The organism is Variovorax sp. SPNA7 (assembly GCF_033807855.1).
In the GTDB taxonomy this organism is placed as follows: Bacteria; Pseudomonadota; Gammaproteobacteria; order Burkholderiales; family Burkholderiaceae_C; genus Variovorax; species Variovorax beijingensis.
This window is the reverse complement of record NZ_CP138513.1, coordinates 4,965,378-4,989,309: the sequence shown is the minus strand read 5'-3', so window position 1 is coordinate 4,989,309 and position 23,932 is coordinate 4,965,378. Positions and strand designations below refer to the sequence as shown.

Annotated in this window: 25 protein-coding genes; 10 read left to right on the top strand and 15 right to left on the bottom strand. The window is 67.8% G+C overall.

Features of this window, described 5'->3' with window-relative positions; translation table 11 throughout:
- Position 1: 1 nt before the first annotated feature.
- From RZE77_RS23415 to RZE77_RS23385, 7 genes are all read right to left on the bottom strand, one after another.
- Entirely contained in the window at positions 2-1,285 is a 1,284-nt protein-coding gene (locus tag RZE77_RS23415) for a CpaE/TadZ family protein (RefSeq protein WP_319439485.1), read from the bottom strand.
- 35 nt (positions 1,286-1,320) lie between these two features.
- Positions 1,321-2,691, bottom strand: a complete 1,371-nt coding sequence (locus tag RZE77_RS23410; RefSeq protein WP_319439484.1) for a type II and III secretion system protein family protein — start codon at positions 2,689-2,691, stop codon at positions 1,321-1,323.
- A gap of 48 nt (positions 2,692-2,739) precedes the next feature.
- Complete coding sequence (gene cpaB, locus RZE77_RS23405; RefSeq protein ID WP_319439483.1) at positions 2,740-3,735, bottom strand: Flp pilus assembly protein CpaB; 996 nt, start codon at positions 3,733-3,735, stop codon at positions 2,740-2,742.
- Positions 3,736-3,806: 71 nt separating this feature from the next.
- The gene (locus RZE77_RS23400; protein WP_319439482.1) at positions 3,807-4,325 is read right to left on the bottom strand and encodes an A24 family peptidase; all 519 of its coding nucleotides are present in this window, start codon (positions 4,323-4,325) and stop codon (positions 3,807-3,809) included.
- Positions 4,326-4,330: 5 nt separating this feature from the next.
- On the bottom strand, positions 4,331-4,531 hold the full coding sequence (locus tag RZE77_RS23395) for a Flp family type IVb pilin (RefSeq protein WP_319439481.1): 201 nt from the start codon (positions 4,529-4,531) through the stop codon (positions 4,331-4,333).
- A gap of 413 nt (positions 4,532-4,944) precedes the next feature.
- On the bottom strand, positions 4,945-6,372 hold the full coding sequence (locus tag RZE77_RS23390; RefSeq protein WP_319439480.1) for a L,D-transpeptidase family protein: 1,428 nt from the start codon (positions 6,370-6,372) through the stop codon (positions 4,945-4,947).
- Positions 6,372-7,547 carry a nuclear transport factor 2 family protein gene (locus RZE77_RS23385; RefSeq protein WP_319439479.1) on the bottom strand — a complete coding sequence of 392 codons (1,176 nt, stop codon included), beginning with the start codon at positions 7,545-7,547 and terminating at the stop codon, positions 6,372-6,374. The genes RZE77_RS23390 and RZE77_RS23385 overlap by 1 nt, the downstream gene beginning before the upstream one ends.
- A 363-nt stretch (positions 7,548-7,910) precedes the next feature.
- Between RZE77_RS23385 and RZE77_RS23380 the strand changes: the two genes are divergently transcribed.
- The gene (locus tag RZE77_RS23380; RefSeq protein WP_319439478.1) at positions 7,911-8,630 is read left to right on the top strand and encodes a helix-turn-helix transcriptional regulator; all 720 of its coding nucleotides are present in this window, start codon (positions 7,911-7,913) and stop codon (positions 8,628-8,630) included.
- A 142-nt stretch (positions 8,631-8,772) separates the two neighbouring features.
- Positions 8,773-9,789, top strand: a complete 1,017-nt coding sequence (locus tag RZE77_RS23375; protein WP_319439477.1) for a Bug family tripartite tricarboxylate transporter substrate binding protein — start codon at positions 8,773-8,775, stop codon at positions 9,787-9,789.
- Positions 9,790-9,826: 37 nt separating this feature from the next.
- Here RZE77_RS23375 and RZE77_RS23370 read toward each other — a convergent pair whose 3' ends face one another.
- Together RZE77_RS23370 and RZE77_RS23365 are read right to left on the bottom strand one after the other, a co-directional pair.
- Complete coding sequence (locus RZE77_RS23370) at positions 9,827-11,290, bottom strand: esterase-like activity of phytase family protein (RefSeq protein WP_319439476.1); 1,464 nt, start codon at positions 11,288-11,290, stop codon at positions 9,827-9,829.
- Between the two features lie 79 nt (positions 11,291-11,369).
- The gene (locus tag RZE77_RS23365; RefSeq protein WP_319439475.1) at positions 11,370-12,155 is read right to left on the bottom strand and encodes an IclR family transcriptional regulator domain-containing protein; all 786 of its coding nucleotides are present in this window, start codon (positions 12,153-12,155) and stop codon (positions 11,370-11,372) included.
- Positions 12,156-12,320: 165 nt separating this feature from the next.
- On the opposite strand from RZE77_RS23365, the gene RZE77_RS23360 reads away from it, so the two are divergent.
- Genes RZE77_RS23360 through soxR form a run of 5 tightly spaced genes read left to right on the top strand, consistent with a single transcriptional unit; the run spans position 12,321 to position 16,404 of the window.
- A complete protein-coding gene (locus RZE77_RS23360; RefSeq protein WP_124960186.1) occupies positions 12,321-13,022 on the top strand; it encodes a 3-oxoacid CoA-transferase subunit A in 702 nt (233 codons plus the stop codon).
- Entirely contained in the window at positions 13,019-13,669 is a 651-nt protein-coding gene (locus RZE77_RS23355; RefSeq protein WP_319439474.1) for a 3-oxoacid CoA-transferase subunit B, read from the top strand. The genes RZE77_RS23360 and RZE77_RS23355 overlap by 4 nt, the downstream gene beginning before the upstream one ends.
- A 31-nt stretch (positions 13,670-13,700) precedes the next feature.
- Positions 13,701-14,906 (top strand): 3-oxoadipyl-CoA thiolase, encoded by a 1,206-nt coding sequence (pcaF, locus tag RZE77_RS23350; protein ID WP_319439473.1) that lies wholly within the window; start codon positions 13,701-13,703, stop codon positions 14,904-14,906.
- A complete protein-coding gene (locus RZE77_RS23345; RefSeq protein ID WP_319439472.1) occupies positions 14,906-15,880 on the top strand; it encodes a Bug family tripartite tricarboxylate transporter substrate binding protein in 975 nt (324 codons plus the stop codon). The genes pcaF and RZE77_RS23345 overlap by 1 nt, the downstream gene beginning before the upstream one ends.
- Positions 15,881-15,921: 41 nt before the next feature.
- Complete coding sequence (gene soxR, locus RZE77_RS23340; RefSeq protein WP_319439471.1) at positions 15,922-16,404, top strand: redox-sensitive transcriptional activator SoxR; 483 nt, start codon at positions 15,922-15,924, stop codon at positions 16,402-16,404.
- Here the strand turns inward: soxR and RZE77_RS23335 are convergent.
- Both RZE77_RS23335 and RZE77_RS23330 read right to left on the bottom strand, forming a co-directional pair.
- Positions 16,385-16,636 carry a hypothetical protein gene (locus RZE77_RS23335; RefSeq protein WP_319439470.1) on the bottom strand — a complete coding sequence of 84 codons (252 nt, stop codon included), beginning with the start codon at positions 16,634-16,636 and terminating at the stop codon, positions 16,385-16,387. The genes soxR and RZE77_RS23335 overlap by 20 nt on opposite strands.
- 59 nt (positions 16,637-16,695) lie before the next feature.
- Positions 16,696-17,436: a response regulator gene (locus tag RZE77_RS23330; protein ID WP_319439469.1), complete on the bottom strand. Its 741-nt coding sequence runs from the start codon at positions 17,434-17,436 to the stop codon at positions 16,696-16,698.
- 202 nt (positions 17,437-17,638) lie between these two features.
- On the opposite strand from RZE77_RS23330, the gene RZE77_RS23325 reads away from it, so the two are divergent.
- The 3 genes from RZE77_RS23325 to RZE77_RS23315 are packed head-to-tail and all read left to right on the top strand — an operon-like array spanning position 17,639 to position 21,277.
- A complete protein-coding gene (locus tag RZE77_RS23325) occupies positions 17,639-18,058 on the top strand; it encodes an organic hydroperoxide resistance protein (RefSeq protein ID WP_319439468.1) in 420 nt (139 codons plus the stop codon).
- A gap of 51 nt (positions 18,059-18,109) precedes the next feature.
- The gene (locus RZE77_RS23320) at positions 18,110-19,483 is read left to right on the top strand and encodes an ATP-binding protein (RefSeq protein WP_319439467.1); all 1,374 of its coding nucleotides are present in this window, start codon (positions 18,110-18,112) and stop codon (positions 19,481-19,483) included.
- Between the two features lie 3 nt (positions 19,484-19,486).
- Complete coding sequence (locus RZE77_RS23315) at positions 19,487-21,277, top strand: cytochrome c biogenesis protein DipZ (protein ID WP_319439466.1); 1,791 nt, start codon at positions 19,487-19,489, stop codon at positions 21,275-21,277.
- A 46-nt stretch (positions 21,278-21,323) separates the two neighbouring features.
- On the opposite strand, the gene RZE77_RS23310 is transcribed toward RZE77_RS23315, so the two are convergent.
- From RZE77_RS23310 to RZE77_RS23295, 4 genes are all read right to left on the bottom strand, one after another.
- A complete protein-coding gene (locus tag RZE77_RS23310) occupies positions 21,324-21,575 on the bottom strand; it encodes a hypothetical protein (RefSeq protein WP_319427626.1) in 252 nt (83 codons plus the stop codon).
- A 142-nt stretch (positions 21,576-21,717) separates the two neighbouring features.
- Entirely contained in the window at positions 21,718-22,665 is a 948-nt protein-coding gene (lhpI, locus tag RZE77_RS23305) for a bifunctional Delta(1)-pyrroline-2-carboxylate/Delta(1)-piperideine-2-carboxylate reductase (protein ID WP_319439465.1), read from the bottom strand.
- Positions 22,662-23,498: an alpha/beta hydrolase gene (locus RZE77_RS23300; protein ID WP_319439464.1), complete on the bottom strand. Its 837-nt coding sequence runs from the start codon at positions 23,496-23,498 to the stop codon at positions 22,662-22,664. Before RZE77_RS23300 ends, lhpI begins: the two co-directional genes overlap by 4 nt.
- Positions 23,499-23,552: 54 nt before the next feature.
- Positions 23,553-23,894, bottom strand: coding sequence for a VOC family protein (locus tag RZE77_RS23295; protein WP_319439463.1), 342 nt, complete (start codon positions 23,892-23,894; stop codon positions 23,553-23,555).
- Between the last annotated feature and the right edge of the window lie 38 nt (positions 23,895-23,932).

Sequence of the window (23,932 nt, the reverse complement as noted above, 5' to 3'; positions counted from 1 at the left end):
TTCAACCTTGACTAGAGCTTTTCCAGAAGCCGGCAATTTGCGACATTCGCGCGACCCAGCTGGGTTCCTTGGCCGGCGGCTGGCCCGCTTCGGACGTGTATTCCTGGTTCAGTCCGCGTGCAAGGCCGGCCACGGCTTGCGAATACGCGTCGTTGCGCGCGGTGCGCACCAGCATTTCGCCGCGGCTCGCCGCAGCCAGAAGCTGCGTGCTGCGCGCCGGCAGCACATGGTGCAGCGGCAGTTCGAGCCGCTCGGCAATGTCCTTGGCCGGCAGGCCGACGTGGCTGTCGAACTTGTTGACCACCAGCGACAGCCGATCGGTGTCGATGCCGCGGGTGCGCAGTTCCTTGAGCATGTTGGCTGTGGAGACGATCGCGCCGATGCTCTGGTCGCACACCACCCAGCTGCGCTGGGCGGCCTTCACGGTCTGGGCGACGAAATCGAGGGTCGAAAAACCACCAAGGTCGGCGATCTGGAAATCGTAGAAGTCGCTGAGCCGCTTGATCAGCGCCACCGAATCTGCATGGGAGATCTCGCGCACTTGCGCAAGGCTCGCGGGCAGCGGCAGCACGGCCACGCCGCTCGCGTGGTGGGCCAGTGCGGTGTGCAGCAGCGTCTGGTCGAGGCGGCGCAGGTTGCGCACGCCATCGACAAAGCTGAAGCCGCTTTGCGTGTCGAGATACAGAAGACCATCGCGGGCCGGCAACCCGAGATCGAGCAACGCTACTCCGCGGCGCGTGTTGCGGCTGTGAGAAGGCGCGGCCGCCTGGGACAGCTGGTCGTTGAGCATCAGCGACAGGCTGGCCGCAAGCGTGGTCACGCCAACGCCCGGGCGGGCGCCGAGCAGCGCAAGCGTGCATCCGCGGGCTCGGCTTTGCAGGCTGCTTTGCCGATCGAGCAGCTTGCGCAGCGTGTTGATCGCATCCGCTGGCGGTGCGCTCATGTCGACGAAATCGTCCACGCCGGTGCGCAGCGCGGCGAGCATGGAAGCCGGCTCGGCCGAAACGCCCGTTGCCAGTACCGGCAGCGTGGGCCACTCGCGCTTGAGGCGCTGGTGAAGTTCGCTTGCGGCAGCGGCGTGGTCGCCCGAGAAATCGAGAAAGACCGCCGCCGGGCTGAGCATGGCAATGCGCTCGTCGATCGACTTGGCCTCGGCGGGCAGGATCACCACCGCGCCCAGCTGGCCGAGTGCATCGGTCAGCCACGTGATGTGGCTGCTGTTCGGCGATGCGAAGAGATAGGTCTCCGCACCGGTTTCAGGAAGGTTGTCGCGTGGAGCGTTCATCGCGTCGGCCACAGGCTTTGCGTAGTTTGTTTCCGTCAACGCGAGAAGCCCGGCACGGTCGTGCCTGATGCCGGCCCCAGCAGATGCGAGCGCCACACGGGGCCATCGCGCTGCTCAGCGGCACCACCCGGCAGGTACGGGGCAAGATCGGTGCCACGCGCAATGGGCTTCACCAAGTGCGGCGTGACAAGGATCACCAGTTCCTTCTCGCTCATCTGGTATTTGTTCTGCTTGAAGAAAGTGCCGAGCACCGGAATGTCGCCCAGCAGCGGCACCTTGTCGGCGTTGGAGGTCGTGGTGCGGCTCACGAGGCCGCCGATGATGAAGCTTTCGCCATCGCCGAGTTCCACCGTGGTGTCGGCGCGGCGCGTGCTGATGGCGGGCACCGCGACACCGCCGATGCTGAGCGAGTTGGTGTAGTCCAGGTCGCTGGCTTCGGGTGCCACCTTGAGCACGATGCGATCGTTCGATAGCACCGTGGGCGTGAGCGTGAGGCCGATGCCGAAAGGCTTGTATTCGATGCTTGTGGTACCCAGGCCTTGGGGCGCCGGAACGGGCAGTTCGCCGCCGGCCAGGAAGCTCGCGCTCTGGCCCGAGAGTGCCACCAGCGTCGGTTCGGCAAGCACGCGGGCCATGCCGTTGCCTTCGAGGAAGCCGACGTTCAGGCCGAGCCCGGCCTTGCCGAAGTTGAACAACAGGCTGAAGGCTTGAGCGAGCGGGTTGCTGTATTCACCGCTGATCGAGCCGTCGCTTGCAAACGTTGTGGAGCGCAGTGACGAAGGCGTGAACACACCAAAGCTGAAACCGTTGGAATTGGCGCGCGTGCTGAAGATGTTGAGGCCGGCCTGCTTGAGCACGCTGCGGTTGAACTCGACGATCTTGACCTCGACCTGGACGGTGCTGCTTCGCACATTGACGACGGAGCGGTCGATCAACGCCGCCTTTTCTCCGCCGGCGGCCATGGCTGCATCGCGCGCTTCTTGGTGCGCAGTCATGCTGTTGAGCGAGCCGGAGAGTGTGGAGGCGCGGCGCCGCACTTCGAGCGCGTAGACCGTCGCGGTCGGCTGGCCTTTTTCCCAGATCATGAGCGTGGTCCGGCCCGCAGCCTTGCCAGTCACGATGAGGCGAGCGGCCGGCGAGTTGGGCGATTGGCGAGTGAGCGCGACACCGGCCACCGTCTCGTCGGCGATGGCCATGCGCTCGATGCCCTTGCTGATCAGCAATTCCTTTTGCGTGCCGGCGTCGATCCGCAGCTGCAATGCGGGACGGGCAGATGCTGTCTCTGCCGCATCCGCAGCGGCGGACACCCCAGGCCAGACGCCCGATGCCAGCAAGCACAGCACAGCGAGTGTGGGACGCAGAGGACGTGCCGGACCGGCTGTTTTCGCGCGAAGGGCGATCGTCATGGTGTTCGTTTCCTGCGTGGCGTGCATGGGCGTGCCACTTGTTGCTGATCAGTAATTGATGGTTTCGCTGCGGTCGCCGCGAATGACCTCGACCTTGAGCCCGCCGCGGGATTCGCCGGTGCGGGCCGTCGGGGCTCGGGCAGCTGCGACGGTCGGCGCGCGTGCGGCGCTACCCGGCTTGCCGCCGGTTACGAAATCAGCCGTCGTGACGCCGGCCTGCGCGCGGTCCAGCCCTTCGAGTTGGGGACGGCGCGGTTCACCGGCTTTTGGCGGAGGCGGTTGCAGGGCAGTGGGCAACTCGGCAAAAAGCTTCGGATCTGGTTCCGACATATCGGTGGGGTTGCGCAGCGCCAACAGCAAGCGGCCGCTGTTTTCAGCCAGGGTCAGCCGGTTGATGTCGTCCACCGGCACGGCGAGCACCGCGGTCCGGGCCGGCTCGGCGCGCTGGGCCTGTTGCGCCTGCTGCGCGCCGCCGTTCTTGTCCATCTTGGAAGGCAGGCCATCGACGGAAGCGTTGCCGTAGGCCAGCACGCGCTTGCGTGAGAGGAGCAGGCGCGCCTGGCTACGGTCGATGTCCTTGCCGTCGGACTTGAGCATCAGGAACACGTCGACGAAGTCGCCGGGTTGGACCTTGTTGCCCACGCCCATGATCTCGTCGGCCTTGATGGCGACTGCACGTTCGCCTTCGGCGACACGCAGGGCCAGACCGGAAACGAGTTGGCCTTCGAGAAGCGGCGAGCCTTCGCTCAGGTCGATCACGGGCACACGGCCCGCGAGCGGCCCGGTTTCCTGGAAGGCGCCCACGGGATTGATCGTCAGGCGTTCGATGCGAAGTGCGTCGGCCGGAATCGCCTGGCCCGCGGGCAGCGGCTTGGCCGCCACGACCACCGGGAAGGTCTGCGCCTGGGCGGCCTTGGCGGTAGCTGCAGAGGGGGCGACCGCGACGGGAGGTGGAGGCTGGCGGCTGAGCAACCATGCATAGCCGCCCAGCGCGAGGGCTAGGAGCACGAGGATGGCGGCGACGATTTTCGTGAGATTGATCATGGGCGGCGGACTGAAGAAGAGGAGCAAGCAACCATGGGGGGAAAGGGCCTGCGAGACAGAGATTGCAGTGGCTAACTCTGTCGCCCCCAGACAATCCATGCCGCGGTGGCCATTGCGAGATAGGCCGCGTAGGGGATGAAGCGTGCAGAAAGGCCTGACGAGGCGATGTCGTTGGGGGCTTGCGGTCGGCCCCTAAGTAGCACGGCAACCTTGGGAAAAACAGCCCAGCGCTTCAATATGAGCCAGAGCACGCCGTGGGCTCCGGCAAGCAAGCTTGCAGCGATCCAGATCGGCGCCAATCCCGACAAGCCCACCCAAAGTCCGAGAGCGCCTGCGAACTTCACGTCCCCTGCTCCCATGAGACCGAGGACGTAAAACAGCAGAAGAAATCCGAACCCGATCGCTGCGCCCAGAAAGGCTGCAGTCCACGAAAGTCCGAAAGGCTGCCGGTCAACAGCCAGTGCTGCCAAGGCCAGCGCGGCCCCGCCAAGCACCAGCCAATTGGGAACACGGCGCTTTCGGAAATCATAGACGGCAACAAACAACAACCAGACGAGCAATGAAGACTCGGCGAGAAAGAGCAGAGACAACAGTTTTAACCGCCGGCAGCGACAGCGGCACCGCCCAGCGTGGTGGAAATTCGCGAGAACACGCCACGAAGTGCGGCGGCGAGAGTTCCATTGGCATCGCTGAAAATTGCAGCCAAAACAATAGCCATCAACCCCGCAATAATTCCATATTCAATTGCAGTGGCACCTTCTTCATCGCGCAGAAAACGAGTAATAGAGCGAAGCATGATTTCCCCTTAAAAAAGTGTTAACAAGTGAGGCTGGCCAGGTGGATGTTATACAGCGTAACTCCGTGTATCAACAACAGTAACCCGTGGGTTCGAGGCCTTCCTGTGCTATGCCTTAGGGTCTAAGCAGGAAAGCGGCCAGCCCTTTGCCGTCCTCAGGAAGCCACCGCCTGGGAGCAGGAGTAACAGTCCTGAGACACATTTTTCCCTCTGACACGGTGTGTGCGCATCCCATGAATGGGTGAACAACGTTACGTTTCTTGGGAACATTCAAACGGCGTTTGTTACGGGAACAAAGCCGTTACGCGTTACGTAGCACGCGGTTGTAACGGTAGTTGTAACGCCCAAGATAGGTGCGTCGGGCGTGCAAAAAGTCACACCTAAGGGGTACCTACCCCACTCGCTGGAGGGTCTCAGCCGAGGATTTCTTCGTGGAAAAGCTTCCACTCGCTGCCTTGGCGCAGCCAGTACTGGCGCCGGGTGCGCCCGCTTTTCTCGCCTTCGAAGACTTCGCCGAAGGTGGCGACCATGGTGTCGTCGCCATCGCGCCAATGCAGGAAGGACATGTCCTTGAACTGCACGCGCTTGCCCTGGGCATATTCCACTTCGTCGTGGAGCACCGAAAACCCGTCGGTGTTTTTCTTGTTGCTGCTGCTGCGCTGGAAATCGGGCAAATAGAATTTCTTCAATTGCGCTTCATTTCCATTGGCCCTGGCATCTTTCCAGGCCGAAATTGCGCTGGTGAAGGTCTGGGCCTCTTTTTCGGCCTGCGGGCGCGGAATCCACTGCAGGCTGGGCGCGGTGACCACGGGGGTGGCGCCGATCTGCACCTTGCGCAACAGCTGCTTCAGGTCGGGGTTGGCCATGACGACGCAGCCGTCGCTCGCGAGCGGCGCGCGCGAGAACTGCTGGGGCGGGGTGCCGTGCAGCCAGATGCCGCTGCCGGTCTTGCCGCGCCGCACGTCGTACGGATTGGGGTAATTGATGGGCAGCGCGCCGGCGCCGTAGAAGTCGCGCAGCGACTTGGGGTCGAGGCTGCTGGTGACGTAGTAAACGCCCAGCGGCGTGCGCGCATCGCCCTCGGTGGCCTTGCCGATGCCCGACTTGCCGACGGACACGTAGTAGTCGGCCACCAGCTGCAGCCCCTTGTCGGAGTTCTCGAGCAGGTAGAGCCGCGAGCGCGAGGCGTCGACTGCAATGGCGTAGCGGCTGCGCGTGGACAGCGCCAAAAACTGCGAAGGCACGGTGCCGGCCGGCGGCCTGTCGCGCAAGGCCTGCAGGCGCCGGCGGGACTCTTCGCGCAGGTCGGCCATGGCCGGGTCGCTGCGCAGCCGCCCGATGCCGGTGGCGTCGGAAAAGGCGTGCGCGGGCGGCACCTGCGTGGCGAGCAGGTCGGCGTAGACGAGCTGCGCGAGCTGGAAGTTGGGATAGTCCCGCACCAGGTCGCGGGCCTTGGCCAGCGCGGGGCGCGGCTGGCCGCGTCCGAACAGTTCGTAGACGGCGATCAGGCGGGCTTCGGCGCTGCTGGCCTGCTGCAAGGCTGCGGAAGAAGAGGCGGCTGCCGTCCTGTTGCGCGGGGCGCCCTTGGCTGCTGCGGCGGTTCTTGCGTCAGCCTTTCTTGTTGCCCTGGCCTTGGCTTCCCTGGCGCCCGGGCGGCTGGCGGAAGCCTTGTTGGCCTTGGCGCCGCTGGTTTTGGCGCTCGCGGGCTTGGTCGATGCGGCGGCGGCCGCGCCGTGCGTGGCCAGCAGCAGGGCCGATGCCGCCATGAGCGCGGCAAGCATGTTCGCGCCGCGCCGCAGCGCAGGCTTCCGAAGCCGGCTGCGCCGGACGATGTCTGCCACTAGCCGCCGACGCTTTCCTTGCGGATGTGCCACTGGTTGCCGGCGCGTTGCAGCTCGAGCGTCTTGCGGCTCGAGATGTTGAGGTTGTCGGCGCGGTAGATCTGGCGGAACTTGGCGGTTGCGGCCTGCCCGTTGACGCTGATCACGAGGTTCTCGATGTTCACGCTGATGCTCGACTTGCCGACGATGCGCGCGCGGCGTTCTTCTTCCCAGCTCTTGCGGCTTTGTCCACCAGGGTTGAAGTCGGGGCCGTAGGCGGCAAGGTAGCGGTCCATGTCCTGGCCGGCCCATGCGGCAGCCCAGCCGCGCACGGCCGATTCGACTTCGGCGGTGGAGGAGGAAGAGGGCGCAGCGGCCGGTGCTGGCGCGGGCGCCGCCGGCACCGGAGCAGCCTCGGGTGCCTTGGCCACCACGGTGGGGGGCGGTGGTGGTGCTGCGGGCACTGGTGCGGCTGCGGGGGGCGCTGCTGCCTTGACGGGTGCAGGCGCAGGAGCAGGCGCCGGAGCGGCAGGCGCCTTCGCGACGGGCGCGGGTGCCGGAGCAGGTGCCGCAGCCTTCGCAGCCGGTGCCGCGCGGGGCGTGGCCTCGGGCGCTGCCGCCGCGACAACGGCCGAGGGCTTGCCGCCAGCCGGCGCGGGCGTGAACAGGGTGCGGATCACCGCGAGCTTGGGCTGCACCGCGGTGTTGTTCTGGTCGAGCTGCAGCGCCTTGCTGTAGGCCTGGCTGGCCAGCCGCGCATACACGTCGCCGAGGTTCTCTTGCGCCGTGGCGTAGCTCGGGTTGGTGCGAATCGCGCTTTCGAGCGCGCCGCGTGCCTTGTCGAACTGGTTCTGGCTCGCGTAGATGACGGCAAGGTTGTTGTACGGCTCGGGCAGCTCGGGCGCGTCCTGCGTGAGCTGGGTGAAGGCGGCAATGGCCTCGGCGCGCTTGCCGGTGTCGAGCTGGATCACGCCCTTGAGGAAGCGCATCTGCGGGTCCTTGGGCTTGTCCTTCAGGAACGCATCGGCGCGGGTCATGGCCTCGTCGAGCTTGCCGGCCTGCATGAGCCGGTCGACTTCGTCGTGCTCAGCGGCGGCGAGCACGGGCAATGCGATGCCACAGGCGGTGGCCAGGAGCAGGGCACGCACGGTGGGAGAAAAGCTGAAGCGCGTGCGCGGCAGGGGGCTCTTGGGCATTGCGGACAAGACCTCGTATGGGGGAAGGGATGATGCGGCAGGGATTGTAAGTGGGGGAGTAACCTTCGGACACAGTGCGGACACTCGAATTGACGGCTTGAAACCTGTGTGGCCGAGGGGCGCGCTACGTAACGCGCGCAGTGGCAAATACGTAACACGGGGCCACAAAACGGCCGTTCCAGCTGCACCTTCCAAGCCCCTGAAAAGCGGGTCCGGAGCCGGTTTGCCAATGAGAACCGGAGTGCCTGCATGCCTCGAAGTGCCGGGCGCCACGCCGGCACTTTTGGCCGGGCATCGTTCATGCAATGTTCAAGCCAAAAGATCAATCTCGGCACGCCTTGTGCGGCCGAAAGGAAAGTGCGCGTGGCCAATCAGATATCCGTCGGCAGCAGCCCTGGAGCCGGCATGCGTGGTGGCGCCCTCATCGTCGAGGGCAGCCCGAGCGTGTCCGAACGCATGCGGCGCATCCTTGCCACGGTGGCGCCGGGCTTGCAGCTGGCGGCCGCGTCGACGCAGGCCGAGGCCCGTTTCATGCTGGCCGCGCAGGCCTTCAGCTTCGTGCTCGTGGGCATGGACGGGCCGGATGGCGATGGCGCGGCGTTGATCCATCACGTGCGCAGGGACCATCCGCACATCGACGTCGTCGCGATGTCGGAAACCGACGATGACGGCCTGGTGGGCGCCGCCATTGCCGCGGGTGCGGTGGGCTATGTGCTGACCGAAGCCGACGACGCCGAACTCGCGTTCCTGCTGCGTTCCATCGAACGCGGCGGCGCGCCGGTGGATTCGCGCATTGCGCGCCGCATCCTCGGCCTGTTCGCTGCCTCCGCCCAGCCGAAGCCGATTGCCATACAGCTGCCCGTGCCCGAAAGCCTCGCACAGGGCAAGCCGCTGCTGTCGCCGCGCGAGCTGAAAGTGCTGCGCCTCATTGCCCAGGGCTGGAGCAACCAGCAGATCGCCGAGGCCGTGTCGCTTTCCGTCAACACCATCGAGTTTCACGCGAAGAACATCTACCGCAAGCTGTGCGTCAAGTCGCGGACCCAGGCGGTGCACCAGGCCACGCAGCAGGGCCTATTCAACTGACGCGGATCGAGGCGAGGAAGCAGGCGCGGGGCGTGCCTGCAGCAGGGTCAACGGTTGCGCAATGCAGCACGATCCTGTAACGTTCTGTAAGTGCGACGTCAGCAACGTTGCCGGACTCCCTCCCACTCTTTCTGGAGCCATCTTGAAGATCACCAAACGCCGCTTGCTCGAAAGCGGCGCAGCAGCAGTTGCCGCATCGCTTTTTGCACCCGGTTCGTGGGCCCAGCGCGCCGGCACCGCCGCTGCCGGCGGCGACGCCGCCTGGCCGAGCAAGCCCGTTCGCATCCTCGTGGGATTTCCTGCCGGCGCATCGCCCGACCTGGCGGCGCGCGCCATTGCCGAGCCGCTGTCGAAGATCCTGCGCCAGCCGGTCACGGTCGAGAACAAGCCCGGCGCCAGCGGCAACCTGGTGGCCGACCAGGTGGCCAAGGCGACCGACGACCACACCATCGGCGCGCTGATCAACGGCAATCTCACCATTGCCAGGCTGCTCAACCCCAAGCTCGGCTTCGACCCCGAGAAAGACTTTGCGCCGGTCGGCATGATCGGCACCGCGCCGCTGGTGCTGGCGGTGTCGGGCAACGCCACCGGCAAGACGTCGGCCGAACAACTGCTGTGGGTGCGCAACCTCGGCAGCGGCGGCAAGTACGGCACGCCGGGCGTGGGCACCGTGGGCCACTTGGGCATGGAACTGCTCAAGAGCCGCGCCGCCATCACCGCGCAGCACAAGCCCTACACCGGCAATCCGCAGGTCATTGCGGGCCTGCTGGCGGGCGAGATCCAGCTGGCGCTGCTGCCGCCGGGCCTGGCCATGCCGCATGTGAAGTCGGGCAAGCTCAAGGCCATTGGCGTGACCTCGCCCGAGCGCAGTCCGCTGGCCAGCGAGTTGCCCACCATCCGCGACGCCGACGTGCGCGGCGCCGACCTCGAGATCTGGACCGCGCTGGCCGCGCCCGCGGGCATGAAGCCTGCCGCCATCGCCAGGCTCAATGCCGCGCTGGCAGAGGTGCTCGGCTCGCCCGAGGTGAGCCAGGCGCTCTTGAAGACCGGCTGGCAGGCGCAGCCCGGCGCGCCCGACGCGCTGGCCAAGCGCATGCGCGCGGACACGGCGCGACTGGGTGGCGTGATCATCATGAAGGGCATCCACTCGGAGAGCTGACCGGGGGAGCCCCGGCGCTCTTCAGATCCTGGATGCTTCAGGTCTTGGACGCGGCGCGCTTGAACAGCGCCTGGTCGAAGCGGATGGTGATGACTTCCGTGTCGTCCGGCTTGCCGGGGACGCGGCCGTCTTCCGTCGGAAAGTTGGTGTCGATCGCAACGGCCAGCGTGTGGTCGTCCACCACCTCGACGCTTTCGATCGAATCGAAGGGCATGCCGAACTTGCCGGCCACCACGCCAGCCAGCGGGCCACCAATGTCCGTCGGGTCGGAGATGTTCAGCAGGTTGACCAGCAGCGTCTTCTTGAGCACGCCGTCGGCATCCTTCACGTCGAGGTCGACCATGTACAGGCGCTTGACCACGGCCTTGGCGCCGAACAGGCTGTCGCGCTCGATCAGCACGAACTTGTTGCCGCCCACGTTGGTCATGTCGCCGATCACGATCTGGTTGTCCTTGGCGGGACCGTCCTTCCTGTAGACCGGGTTCTTGCCGGTGTAGAGCATGGAGGCGGGATCGAACTCGAAGAAGTTCAGGTAGCGCTCGTCGTCGGACACGGGCCGCAGCGAGGCCAGCGAGGGCGCTGCTTCGGGCACCGCGTAGAGGCGGCTGCCGTCGCCGTTGAAGGCCAGGCTCTCGAAGCCCCGGCTCGAGAGCGATGTCGCGGTGGCGCCGTCGTTCATCACCAGCGGGTTGGACGGGCTGCGCAGGAACGGATGCGGCACCGGATCGCCCATCAGCGTGCCGTTCTTGTCGAAGTGCAGGATGTAGGGGCCGAATTCCTCGCCAACGAAATAGCTGCCGTCCTTTGCGCGGGCGATCGACTCGACGTCCAGGTCGGAGCCCGTCAGCAGCCGGCCGCCGACGATGCGCGGATCCACCGGCTTGCCGCTGTCGACCAGGTTGTTGCCGGAGACCGTCTGGTAATTGGCGAAGTCGGCCGTGATCTTCAGGTCGACGCCCTTGCCGTCTTTCAGGAAGCCGTTGGCGTCGTTGAAATCGACGTGGCTGTTCACCTTGACGGTGCCGGGCACCGTCGTGCCGTCGGCCACGGTGCGGAAGTCGATGCTGACGTTGTAGAAGCCGGTCACGAAGTCGCCGGAGTTGCTCTTGCTGCCGTAGCCGTTGTCGGGCATGGCAGTCCAGGTGCCGTCATCGTTCTTCAGCAGCGCCGAGAAACCCGGAACGGGTTGCGCGTCGACGAAGGGCGGCGTCACGCCGAGCGCGGCGGTGATGAACTGGCCCGTGGTCGGGCCGGGCCAGCGGAACGTATCGGCCAGGGAGGCCCAACCGGTCAGCTTGTGAGGCAATCCCGCGCCGTCGTCCTGCGGCGGCTGGGGGGCAGGTGCGGGCGCCGGTGCGGGTGCCGGAGCGGGCGCACCCACCAGCGGCGGAAAGGCGATGCCGCCTCCATTGCCGCCGCCGCACGCGGCAAGGGCAGCAGAAGAAACGACTGCCAGCATCAGGTGGCGTGGCAGGCTCGACGAGGCGAAGCGAATGGACATGAATGGACCCTCCCATGGTTCTTGGTGCGCAGCGCAATCTAAGAAACCGATGTGACGTGTCCATGAATACCCGTCCGGATCAGAGCAAGCGCGAAATCCGGTCTGCCGCTTCGCGCAGCGCCGGCAGGATCGTCTCCTGCATCACCTTGGCGCTGGTGCGGTTGGCCTGTCCGCTGATGTTCAGCGCGGCCACCATGCGGCCCTGGCGGTTGACGATGGGGGCGGCCACGGAGATCAGGCCTTCCTCGAGCTCCTGGTTCACCAGGCACCACTGCTGCCTGCGCGCCTGCGCCACCTTGGCCATGAGGGCGTCGATGTCGGTCACCGTGTGCTTGGTGAGCGCCTGGCGATCGGAGGCCTCGAGCCGCGCGCGCACCTCTTCGTCGTCCAGGTCGGCCAGCAGCAGCCGGCCGAGCGAGGTGCAGTAGGCCGGCAGGCGCGAGCCCACGCCCAGGCTGATGTGCATGATCTTCTTGGTCGGCACGCGCATCACGTAGACGATGTCGGTGGCGTCCAGCACCGCGGCCGAGCAGGACTCCTGCACCTGCTGCACCAGCGCTTCCATCACGGGCTCGGCACGGTTCCAGATCGGCATCGAGGAAAGATACGCAAAGCCCAGGTCGAGGATGCGCGGCGTGAGCGTGAAGAGCTTGCCGTCGCTCACCACGTAGCCCAGCGTCTGCAACGTGAGCAGGATGCGCCGCGCGCCCGCCCGCGTGAGGCCGCTGGCGGCCGCCACCTCGCTGAGCGTCTGGCGCGGCGCGCTTTCGCTGAACGAGCGGATCACCTGGAGCCCGCGCGCGAACGACTGCACGTAGCTGTCGCCGGGGGCGGGCGTCTCTGTTTGCGGGGTATGGGTTGCCATGTGGAGCGATCCTCTTTAGAATTCATTATACGAACAAATGTTCTTTATACGAACAAATCGGCGATTCGCAAAACACGGAATCGGCCCGGTCTGGTCGGATGGTTGGGGCAGGTCGTTCGCACGGTTCGATTTCTCTTTCTTTCCTCACTCCCGGAGACAGGCTTCATGATCAACAAGATCGCGCGCTCGGTCGCCGATGCCCTGGCAGGCATCCAAGACGGCGCCACGGTTCTCATCGGCGGTTTCGGCACCGCCGGCATTCCCGGCGAACTCATCGACGGCCTCGTCGAGCAGGGCGCCAAGGACCTCACCGTCGTCAACAACAACGCCGGCAACGGCGAAACCGGCCTGGCCGCGCTGCTCAAGGCCGGCCGCGTGCGCAAGATCATCTGCAGCTTTCCGCGCCAGGCCGACAGCCAGGTGTTCGACGGGCTCTACCGCAGCGGCAAGATCGAACTCGAACTGGTGCCCCAGGGCAACCTGGCCGAGCGCATCCGCGCCGCGGGTGCCGGCATCGGCGCCTTCTTCTGCCCCACGGGCTACGGCACGCAGCTCGCGGGCAACCGCGAAACCCGCGAGATCGACGGCAAGCAGTACGTGCTCGAATACCCGATCCACGGCGACGTGGCGCTCATCAAGGCCGAGCGCGGCGACCGCTGGGGCAACCTGGTCTACCGCAAGGCCGCGCGCAACTTCGGCCCGGTGATGGCCATGGCCGCGAAGAAGACCATTGCCACCGTGCACGACATCGCCGAACTCGGCACCCTCGACCCCGAGACCGTCGTGACCCCGGGCATCTTCGTGCACCAGGTGGTGCGCATCGAACGCGTGGCCACCCAGGCCGGCGGTTTCAAGAAGGCAGCATGACCATGACAACCTACCAACGTCGCACCAAGGACCAGCTCGCAGCCCGCGTGGCGCAGGACATCTTCGACGGCGCCGTCGTCAACCTGGGCATCGGCCAGCCCACGCTGGTGGCCAACCACTTGCCCAAGGGCCGCGAGGTCATCCTGCAGAGCGAGAACGGCATCCTCGGCATGGGCCCCGCGCCCGAGGCCGGCCAGGAAGACTACGACCTCATCAACGCCGGCAAGCAGCCCGTCACGCTGCTGCCGGGCGGCTCGTTCTTCCACCATGCCGACAGCTTCGCGATGATGCGCGGCGGCCACCTCGACATCTGCGTGCTCGGCGCGTTCCAGGTGTCGGCCACGGGCGACCTGGCCAACTGGCACACCGGCGAGAAAGACGCGATTCCCGCGGTCGGCGGCGCCATGGACCTGGCCATCGGCGCCAAGCAGACCTGGGTCATGATGGACCTGCTGACCAAGCAGGGCGTGAGCAAGCTGGTGCAGGAATGCAGCTATCCGCTGACCGGCATCGCCTGCGTCAAGCGCGTGTACTCCGACCTGGCCACGCTCGAATGCACGCCCGAGGGCCTGAAGCTCGTCGACCTGGTCGAGGGCCTCAGCCGCGAAGAGCTCGAAAAGCTGGTCGGCCTGCCGATCGCTGCCTGACCCGTTCACTTCCATTACGGAGACAACTCACATGACCAACCAAGCCTTCATCTGCGACGCCGTTCGCACCCCCTTCGGCCGCTACGGCGGTTCGCTCAGCAGCGTGCGCGCCGACGACCTGGGCGCCGTGCCGCTCAAGGCGCTGATGGAACGCAACAAGAACGTCGACTGGCAGGCCGTGAGCGACGTGCTCTACGGCTGCGCCAACCAGGCCGGCGAAGACAACCGCAACGTCGCGCGCATGTCGGCGCTGCTCGCGGGCCTGCCGCTCGAAATCGGCGGCGGCACCATCAACCGCCTGTGCGGCTCGGGCCTCGATGCCGTGGGCACCGCGGCGCGCGCCATCCGCGCGGGCGAGGCCGGCCTGATGATTGCCGGCGGCGTCGAAAGCATGAGCCGCGCGCCCTTCGTCATGCCCAAGGCCGAGAGCGCCTTCAGCCGCAACAACGCGGTGTACGACACCACCATCGGCTGGCGCTTCGTCAACAAGCTCATGAAGGCGCAGTACGGCGTCGACTCCATGCCCGAGACGGCCGAGAACGTGGCCACCGACTACAAGATCGAGCGCGAGGCGCAGGACCTGATGGCGCTCAACTCGCAGCTGCGCGCCGTGGCCTCGCAGAAGTCCGGCTTCTTCGACGCCGAGATCGTGCCCGTGACCGTGCCGCAGAAGAAGGGCGACGCCATCATCGTCAACAAGGACGAGCATCCGCGCGAAACCAGCCTCGAATCGCTGGCCAAGCTCAAGGGCGTGGTGCGCCCCGACGGCACCGTGACGGCCGGCAACGCCAGCGGCGTGAACGACGGCGCCTGCGCGCTGCTGCTGGCCGACGAAGCCAGCGCCGCCAAGCATGGCTTGACGCCGCGCGCCCGCGTGGTCGGCATGGCCACCGCCGGCGTGGCGCCGCGCGTGATGGGCATCGGCCCGGCGCCCGCCACGCAAAAGGTGCTGGCGCTCACCGGCCTCACGCTCGACCAGATCGACGTGATCGAACTCAACGAAGCCTTCGCGGCGCAAGGCCTTGCCGTGCTGCGCCTGCTGGGCCTGCAGGACAACGACCCGCGCGTCAACATCAACGGCGGCGCCATTGCGCTCGGCCACCCGCTGGGCGCCAGCGGCGCACGCCTGGCCACCACCGCGGTCAACCAGCTGCACAAGGGCGGCGGCCGCTATGCGCTGTGCACCATGTGCATCGGCGTGGGGCAGGGCATTGCCGTGATCCTGGAACGCGTCTGATGGACCGCGCCCGACGCGGCCTGCTGCTCGGCCTGGTGGCGGCGGCGGGGCTGCCTGCGCACGCGCAGAACGAGGCCCGGCCGATCCGCATCGTCGTGCCCTTTGCGGCCGGCGGCGGCAACGACGTGTTCGCGCGCCAGATGGCCAAGGGCCTGGGCGAGCTGCGCAAGCAGGGCGTCATCGTCGACAACAAGCCCGGCGCGGGCGGCAACCTCGGCACGGAGCAGGTGGTGCGCAGCGCGCCCGACGGCGGCACGCTGCTGCTGGGCCACACCGGCACCGTGTCGATCAACCCAGCGCTCTACAAGGGCCTGAAGTTCGACGCGCGCAAGGACCTGCTGCCCGTGGCCATGTTCGCTTCGTCCGCGCTGGTGCTCGTGGTGCCCGCCGCATCGAAGATCCGCACGGTGGCCGATCTGGTCGCCGAGGCCAAGGCGCGGCCGGGCCTGCTCGACTACGCATCGAGCGGCAGCGGCACCGGCGGCCACCTGACCGGCGAGCTCTTCGCAGAGCGCACCGGCACGCGGATCAATCACATTCCCTACAAGGGCACCAACCCCGGCCTCACCGACCTGGCGGGCGGGCAGGTGCAGATGATGTTCAGCGTCGTTCCGCCCGCGCTCGCGCTGGTCAAGGGCGGCCGGCTGCGCGCCATTGCAGTCACGGGCGCCAAGCGGCTGCCTTCGCTGCCCGACGTGCCCACCGTGGCCGAGTCGGGCCTGCGCGAACTCGCGGGCTTCGAGAGCACGCTGACCTACGGCGTCCTCGCGCCGCGCGGCACGCCCGACGCCTTCGTGAAGGAGCTTTCGGCGCAGATGCTCCAGGTGGCGGGCAGCGCTGAATTCCAGTCGCGCCTGGGCGTGGAAGGCGCGGTGCCGCTGCTCGGTGGCCCGGCCGAATACGCCGCCCTCATCGCGAAGGAAAGTGCGCTCTGGGCCGGCATCGTCAAGGCTTCCGGCGCCACTGTGGAGTGAGACCTTCAGACCTCAACTAAAGTCGAGGTTGAGAGGTCTCGATGAAATCCAAGCCAGCAGAATCACCGCACGATTTTCCCGCCACGCTTTCGGTGGGCGAGGTCGCGCAGCGCAGCGGGGTGCCGGTGTCCACCCTGCATTTCTACGAATCCAGGGGGCTCATCGCGAGCCACCGGGCGCCGAGCAACCACCGCCGCTATGGGCGAGACGTGCTCCGGCGCGTGGCGTTCATCCGCGTCGCGCAGCGGGTGGGCATTGCGCTGGCCGACATCGCCGATGCGCTGGCCACGCTGCCCACCTCGGCCGCGCCCAGCCGCGTGGACTGGGCGCGGCTTTCCGCCGGCTGGCGCGCGGAGCTGGACGAACGCATGGCCCAGCTCAAGAAGCTGCGCGACACGCTGGACGACTGCATTGGCTGCGGCTGCCTGTCGATCGACCGCTGCCGGCTGCGCAACCCGGCCGACAAGCTGTCGTCGGAAGGGCCGGGCGCCCGCCGCCTCGTGATCAGGCGCGCGGAAGACTGAGGGACTGCCGCTCCTCGCCGATGGGGAGCAGCGACGTCAGTTCGTTTCTTTCGGTGGCGGACATCGCGAGCACCAGCCGCTCGAACTCGGCGCGGTAGCAGGGCAGCATCAGCGTGGCCGTCAGCGCGTGGGCATCGTCACTGCGCGCAAGGTACGCGTGGCATGCCGCAATGCTTCGATGGATCTGGAGCGCCTGCGCGACGCGGGCGGAGGGTTGCGGGTCATGGTTCATGCTGCGCAATGTGCAGCCTCAACCTAACTTGAGGTCAAGCGGGATGCAAAAGGCACCAGTCAGTCCATGGCTTCGACGGCCGAAGCGAGCACATAGCCTTCGCTGCGCACGGTCTTGATGTAGCGGGGCTCGCGTGCATCGTCGCGCAGCCGCTGGCGCAGCCGGCTCACGAGCAGGTCGATGGAGCGCTCGAAGAGCTCGGCCTCGCGGCCCTGGGTGAGGCTCAGCAGCTGGTCGCGGCTCAGCACCTTCTGCGGATGGTCGAGGAACACGCGCAGCAGCCGGTATTCGGCGCCGCTCAGCGCCACCATGACGCCGCTGTCGTCGATCAGGTGGCGCGCCACCGTGTCGACCTGCCATTCGCCGAAGCTCAGTTTCTGGGAGGGTTCGACCGCACCCATGTTCGGCGGCAGCATGCGCGTGCGCCGCATCACGGCGCGCAGGCGCGCGAGCAGCTCGCGCGCGGAAAAAGGCTTGGCCAGGTAGTCGTCGGCGCCCATCTCCAGGCCCAGGATGCGGTCGGCCTCCTCGCTGCGCGCGGTCAGCATCAGGATGGGCGTGGCCTTGTATTTGCCGGTGCGCAGGTCGCGGCAGAGCGTGAGCCCGTCTTCGCCGGGCAGCATCAGGTCGAGGATGATCAGGTCGAACGGGCCCGACTCCTCGAGCGCGGCGCGCATGTGGCGGCCGGTGGGCACCGCGACCACGCGCAAGCCGTTCTTCACCAGGTAGGTGGTGAGCAGTTCGCGGATTTCCCGGTCGTCATCGACGATGAGGATGTGGTCGGAGGTCTTTGGCGTCATGGCGGTGAGCAAAAAGGGGTGGGTGCGGAAAGCGCTCCGCAGCCGCAATGTAGCCGCCCGCCCGCCCCGGGCCGGCGGTTTTGTATTCGCAAGTATCTGGCGCGGCGGGCGCCGTACACAGGCATACGCAATCTGCGCGGGCCGGGGGAAGGCGGCTCAACAATCCGTGCGTTCCCGAACCAACCCACCCAAGGAAACCACCATGACCCGCATCGAAAAAGTTCTCTACACCGGCAAGACCCGCACCTCTTCGGGGGGCCGCGATGGCGAGGCGCGCAGCTCCGACGGCCGCCTGGACATCAAGCTCTCGTCGCCCGGCAGCGCCGGCAGCGGCACCAATCCGGAGCAGCTGTTCGCGGCCGGCTGGTCGGCCTGCTTCATCGGCGCCATGGGCAAGGCGGCAGGCAGGATGAAGGTCGCATTGCCGCCCGACCTGGCCGTCGATGCCGAAGTCGACCTGGGCACGGCGGGCGGCGAATACTTCCTGCAGGCGCGCCTGAACGTGAGCCTGCCGGGCCTGGACCGCGAAGTGGCGCAGGCCCTGACGGACGCGGCGCACCAGACCTGCCCCTATTCGAAGGCCACCCGCGGCAATATCGACGTTTCCATCCACCTGGTGTGAGCCAGCGGCGGCGTGCCCGGCCGCGCCGCATGAACGAAGAAGAAGGTGTCCATGTCCACTCCCGCGAATCCTCCCGCGAACCTGGCCGGCGCTGTGCGCGGCTGGCGCCGGCTGCTGCCCGGCTCGCTGTTCTACCGCGTGACGCTGATCATCGTGGTGGGCCTGGCGATCGCGCAGCTGCTCACCTTCGCGGCGATCCGCTATGAGCGGAACATGGCGCTGCGCGAGCTGATGATGATCGGCATCGAGCGCGACATCGCGAGCTCGGTCGCCATCCTCGACCGCCTGCCCGCAGCCGAGCGCGCCGGCTGGCTCGACCGGCTGGAGCGGCGCAACTACCGCTTCGTGCTGGGCGGCAGCGCAGAGGGCTCCGAGCCCGGCTCGCTGCAGTCGCGGCAGTTTGCCGCGGCCATCGTCGATGCGATGCGCCCGTTCCAGGTCGTCAAGGTCGGCGAGGTGGCCTGGCCGCCCGAGGGCCTGCAGATCCAGGTGCGCCTGGGCGACGGGTCTTCCGTGGTCGTTCATGCGATGCGCGTGGGCATGCCGGTGTCGGGCTGGGTGATGTGGCTGCTGGTGCTGCAGCTGCTGGTGCTGGCCGTGTGCGCCTGGTATGCGGTGCGGCTGGTGACGCGGCCGCTCGCGCAGCTTTCCGCGGCGGCCGACCGGCTCGGGCCCGACCTCAAGGGCCGCGCGCTCGCGGAAGAGGGCCCCACCGAAGTGGCGCACGCGGCGCGCGCCTTCAACGCCATGCAGCAGCGCATCGCCGGCTACATGTCCGAGCGCGTCGAGATCCTCGCGGCCATCTCGCACGACCTGCAGACGCCCATCACGCGGATGCGGCTGCGCACCGACCTGATGGACGACGAGCACGACCGCGAGAAATTCCGCCAGGACCTCGACGCCATGCACTCGCTGGTGCGCGAAGGCGTGACCTACGCGCGCACGCTGCACGGCGCCGCGGAGCCGCCGCTGCGCATCGATGCCGACGCGCTGCTCGAGAGCATGGTGGCCGACTACGAAGACGTGGGCCAGCAGGTGCGGCTCGAAGGCAAGGCCGGCGCGCCGATCGTGAGCCGCCCCCATGCGCTGCGCCGCATCCTGATGAACCTGATCGACAACGCGCTCAAGTTCGGCAGCGAGGTGCGCCTGCGCGTGCATGCCGAAGAAGACGGCCGGCTGGTGCTGAGCGTGCTCGACGACGGCCCCGGCATTCCGCCGGACGAGCTCGACGCCGTGCTCAAGCCCTTCTACCGCGTCGAGAGCTCGCGCAACCGCAGCACCGGCGGCACCGGGCTGGGCCTGGCCATTGCGCACCAGCTGGCCATGGCGATGGGCGCCGAGCTCACGCTGAAGAACCGCGCCGAAGGCGGGCTCGAGGCCCGGCTCGCGCTGGCTGCCGCGCCCCGCACCACCCTCCAGGACTGAATCATGCTCATCCTCTTCATTGCCTACCTGGGCGGGGTGCTCACCATCCTGAGCCCCTGCATCCTGCCGGTGCTGCCCTTCGTGTTCGCGCGCGCCGACCGTCCGTTCCGCTCGCACGGCCTGCCGATGCTGTTGGGCATGGCGCTGGCCTTTGCCGCCGTTGCCACGCTGGCGGCGGTGGGCGGCGGCTGGATCGTCACGCTCAACGAATACGGGCGCCATGCCGCCATCGCCCTGCTCGCGCTGTTCGGCCTGAGCCTGCTGTTCCCTGGCGTGGCCGACCGCCTGAGCCGGCCGCTGGTGGCGCTGGGCGTCCGCATGTCCGAGCCGCGCGGCAGCGATGGCGCGGCACCTGCATCCGGGTTCTCGCCGCTGCTGCTGGGCGTGGGCACGGGCCTGCTCTGGGCACCCTGCGCGGGGCCGATCCTCGGCCTGATCCTGACCGGCGCGGCGCTCAACGGCGCGAGCGTCGGCACCTCGCTGCTGCTGCTGGCCTATGCGGCCGGTGCGTGCACCTCGCTCGCAGCCGCGCTGCTGTTCGGCGGGCGGCTGTTCTCCGTCATGAAGCGTTCGCTGCATACCGGCGAATGGGTGCGGCGCGCCGCCGGCGCGGCCGTGCTGGCGGGCGTGGGCGCCATTGCACTGGGGCTGGACACCGGCTTGCTCGCCCGCCTGTCGGTGGGTACCACCTCGGCGCTGGAGCAGGCGCTGGTGGACAGGATCAAGCCCGGCAAGCCGCAGGCGGAACCGGTCGCGCTGCGCGAAGACGGGGGCCTCGTGCGCGTGTCGGACGATCGCACGGCCCCGCCGCCCGCGCGCGAACTCAGGGTCGAAGGCCGCTTTCCCTCCCTGGCCGGCGCCACCGAATGGATCAACTCCGCGCCGCTCGCGCCCGAGGCCCTGCGCGGCAAGGTGGTGCTGGTCGACTTCTGGACCTACTCGTGCATCAACTGCCTGCGCACGCTGCCCTACCTTCGTGCATGGGCCGAGAAGTACAAGGACGCAGGGCTGGTGGTCGTCGGCGTGCATTCGCCGGAGTTCGCGTTCGAGAAGAAGCCGGCCAACGTGCGCAAGGCCGTCAAGGACCTGGGCATCGGCTTTCCGGTGGCGCTGGACAACGACTTCGCGATCTGGCGCGGCTTCGACAACCAGGCCTGGCCCGCGTTCTATTTCATCGACGCCGAGGGCCGCATCCGCCACCATCAGTTCGGCGAGAACCGCTACGACAAGGCCGAGCAGGTCATCCAGCAGCTGCTGGCCGAGGCGGGCCAGACCCGCATCGCCGCCGGGCTGGTGGCGCCGCTCGGCCAGGGTACCCAGGCCGCGCCCGGCGCCGAGCCGGCGCTCTCCGGCGAAACCTACCTGGGCCACGAGCGCGCGCACGGCTTTGCCTCGCCCGGCGGCATCGCGCGGGACCGTGCGAAGGCCTACCAGCCCGCGGCCTCGGCGCTGCGCACCAACCAGTGGTCGCTGGCCGGCGACTGGATGGTGGCGGCCGAACGCGCGGTGCTGAACAGCGCCAACGGCCGCATCGCCTATCGCTTCCAGGCGCGCGACCTGCACCTGGTGCTGGGCCCGGCGGCCAATGGCAAGCCGGTGCGCTTCAGGGTGCTGGTGGATGGAAAGCCGCCGCTCGCGGACCATGGTTCGGACACCGACGCACAGGGCTACGGCGTGATCGATGCACAGAAGCTGTACCAGCTGGTGCGGCAGGCGGAGGGGAGCCGGGAGCGGCTGTTCGAGATCGAGTTTCTCGACGCCGGCGCGCAGGCCTACGCGTTCACTTTCGGTTGAGCGCTGACGCGGCTCGGGCGGGGGAGCGAGCGGCCAAGCCTGCGTGTCAGGCGGCCCAGGCGCTCAGCGAGAGCCGCCGCAGCATGTCGGTCTGGCGCGATTCCTCGGCATCCCGCAGGCTCTTGGCGGCACGGGCCGCCACGTAGCTGACGTACAGCGTCTCGATGGCCTTGGCCCAGTCGTGCATCTTCTGGGACACCGCGCCGGCCGTGGCGGTGGAGGCATCCTCGGCCGGACAGGCGGGCACCTCGAAACCGGCTTTGCTGAGGATGGTGGCTTTCTGAAAAATGGTGAGCATGGGGCGGGCCTCCTGGCCTTTGGGTATGGGCATCAGGTTAACGTTGGCGCAAGAGGCGTGCCATCCGCTGCATGACGTATGTGACTGTCGGTAAATGGCGCTCTCGCTGCGCCGTTGGCCGCGGTTTTCTAGGCCTTAAGCCTTAGGCCGGCATCGATTCGGCGTGCTGCCAGACCAGCGTGGCGGCCGCCAGGTCTTCGAGCGCGCTGCCCACGGCCTTGAAGACGGTGCGTTCTTCGGGGCCCGTGCGGCCTGCGCGTTCGCCCCGGCAGAGTGCGGCCAGCGTGCCTTGCACCTCATCGGCGCGCAGCATGCCGGCCGCGATGGCATCGAGCAGCTCGCCGGCCTTCTGCAGCGCCTCGCTGGTGTCGACGAAGGTGCGCGCACCCTCGAAGCAGCGCACGTCGGCCTCGCGCATGGCGGGCGTGAAGCTGCCGATCAGGTCCAGGTGCGAACCCGGCGCCAGCCATTCGCCGCGCACCAGCGGCGCGGTGGCCAGCGTGGCGCAGCTCACGATGTCGGCCTGGCGCACGGCCGCTTCGAGGTCCGTGGCGGCTTGCGCGTTGAACCCTTCGGCGCGCCATTGCGCGGCCAGGGCCCGGGCGCCTTCGGGCCGGTGGTTCCACACGCGCACCTCGTCGATGGGCCGCACGCTCGCATGCGCGGCCGGCAGCAGCCGCGCGACACGGCCGGTGCCCAGCACCAGCAGGCGGCGCGCATCGGTGCGCGCCAGGAACGAGGCACCCAGCGCCGATGCCGCGGCCGTGCGGCGCGCGGTGAGCTCGTTGCCGTCCATCATGGCCAGCGGCACGCCGGTGCGCGCGTCGTACAGCACATAGGTCGCATGCAGGCCGGGCAGGCCGCGCGCGCTGTTGCCCGGAAAGACGTTGATGGTCTTGATGCCCAGAAAGCCCGCGTCGCTCCACGCCGGCATGATGAGCACGGTGCCCTTGTCGGCGCCGGCGGTCTCGATGGCGTGCACATGGCGCGGCGGCACCTGCGCTTCGGCCGCAAAGGCTGCGCGCAGCGCGGGCACGAGCCGCGCAAAGTCCAGCGGCTCGCGGGTGGCGGTTTCGTCGAAATGCTTCATGGCTGGCGTGGACGCAGCGAGGCGTCGAAGAATTCCACCAACGCCTGCTGCCAGGTGGTGCCGAAGCGCTCGGTCATCGGCTCGAGGTGGCCGGCGCCGGGCACCTCGAGCAGGCGCCTGGGCTCGCGCGCGGCCTCCAGCAGGCGCCGCGAATGGGAATCCGGAATGATCATGTCGGCCGTGCCGTGGATCAGCAGCAGCGGAATGGGGGCAACGTCGGCGACGTATTTGGATGCGGCGTAATCGTCGCTCACCAGCAGCCCGGCGCCCGGGAGCTTCTCGTTCGCGATCGAGGAATACGAATAGAAGGTCGATTCGATGGCCGCCGCCTTCACGCCGGCCCGGTTGCCCGAGCCCAGCACCGCAATCGCGTTGGCGCCGCCCAGGCTCTGGCCGAAGACGAGAAGGCGCCCGGGGTCGACATCGCCGCGCGCGCGCACGTGGTCGAGCGCGGCGCTGGAATCCTCGAACACGCCCTTGGGCTCGGGCTTGCCGGCCGATTCGCCGTAGCCGCGGTAGTCGAACACGAACACGTTGAAGTCCCGCTTCGGCAGCCAGGCCACGAAGCGCCAGTGCGCGCTCATGTTCTGGGCGTTGCCATGGAAGTGGACCACCGTGCCCTTGGCCTCCTTCGGGTTGCTGCGGCCCGCGGCCGGAAGAAACCAGCCGGCCAGGCGCGTGCCGTCGGCGCTGGCGAACTGCACCGCCTCGTAGCTCAGCCCGAGCGCGTCGGGCGTTTCGTAGCGCACGCGGTCGGGGTAATAGAACATCGACTGGACGCAGCCGGTGAGAAAGGCGGGCAGGGCTGCGAACAAGGCCAGCTTCCAGTTCATGGGGAGTGCTTTCCGTGGCGCCCGGCCGCGCGGGGCGTCTTGCGGATCGGCCGCTCAGGCCTGCTGCTGCCGGAATGCAAGGTGGTAGCCGTTGCAGTCCACCACTGCGAACTCGCTGGAGCCGTAGGGCATCTGCTGCAGCGGCCACGCAATGGTGGCCTTGTCCTTGACGGTGGCGTAGTAGGCCGTCGCATCCGGCACCGCGAAATAGAAGGTGCCGGAGCAGGCGGGCGGGCTCTGCCAGAGATCCTGCGGCGTGAAGATGAGCTTGCCGCCCTGCTTCTCGACCGTCAGCGTGCCCTCTGCCGAATGCGCAGCCGCGAAGCCGAGGACATCGGCGTAGAAGCGCTGGGTCTGGGCCAGATCGTGGCAACGCAGGAGCAGTGTCAGCGACATGTTTTTCCTTCTTTCCTTGGTTGGATGCGGCCGTCCCG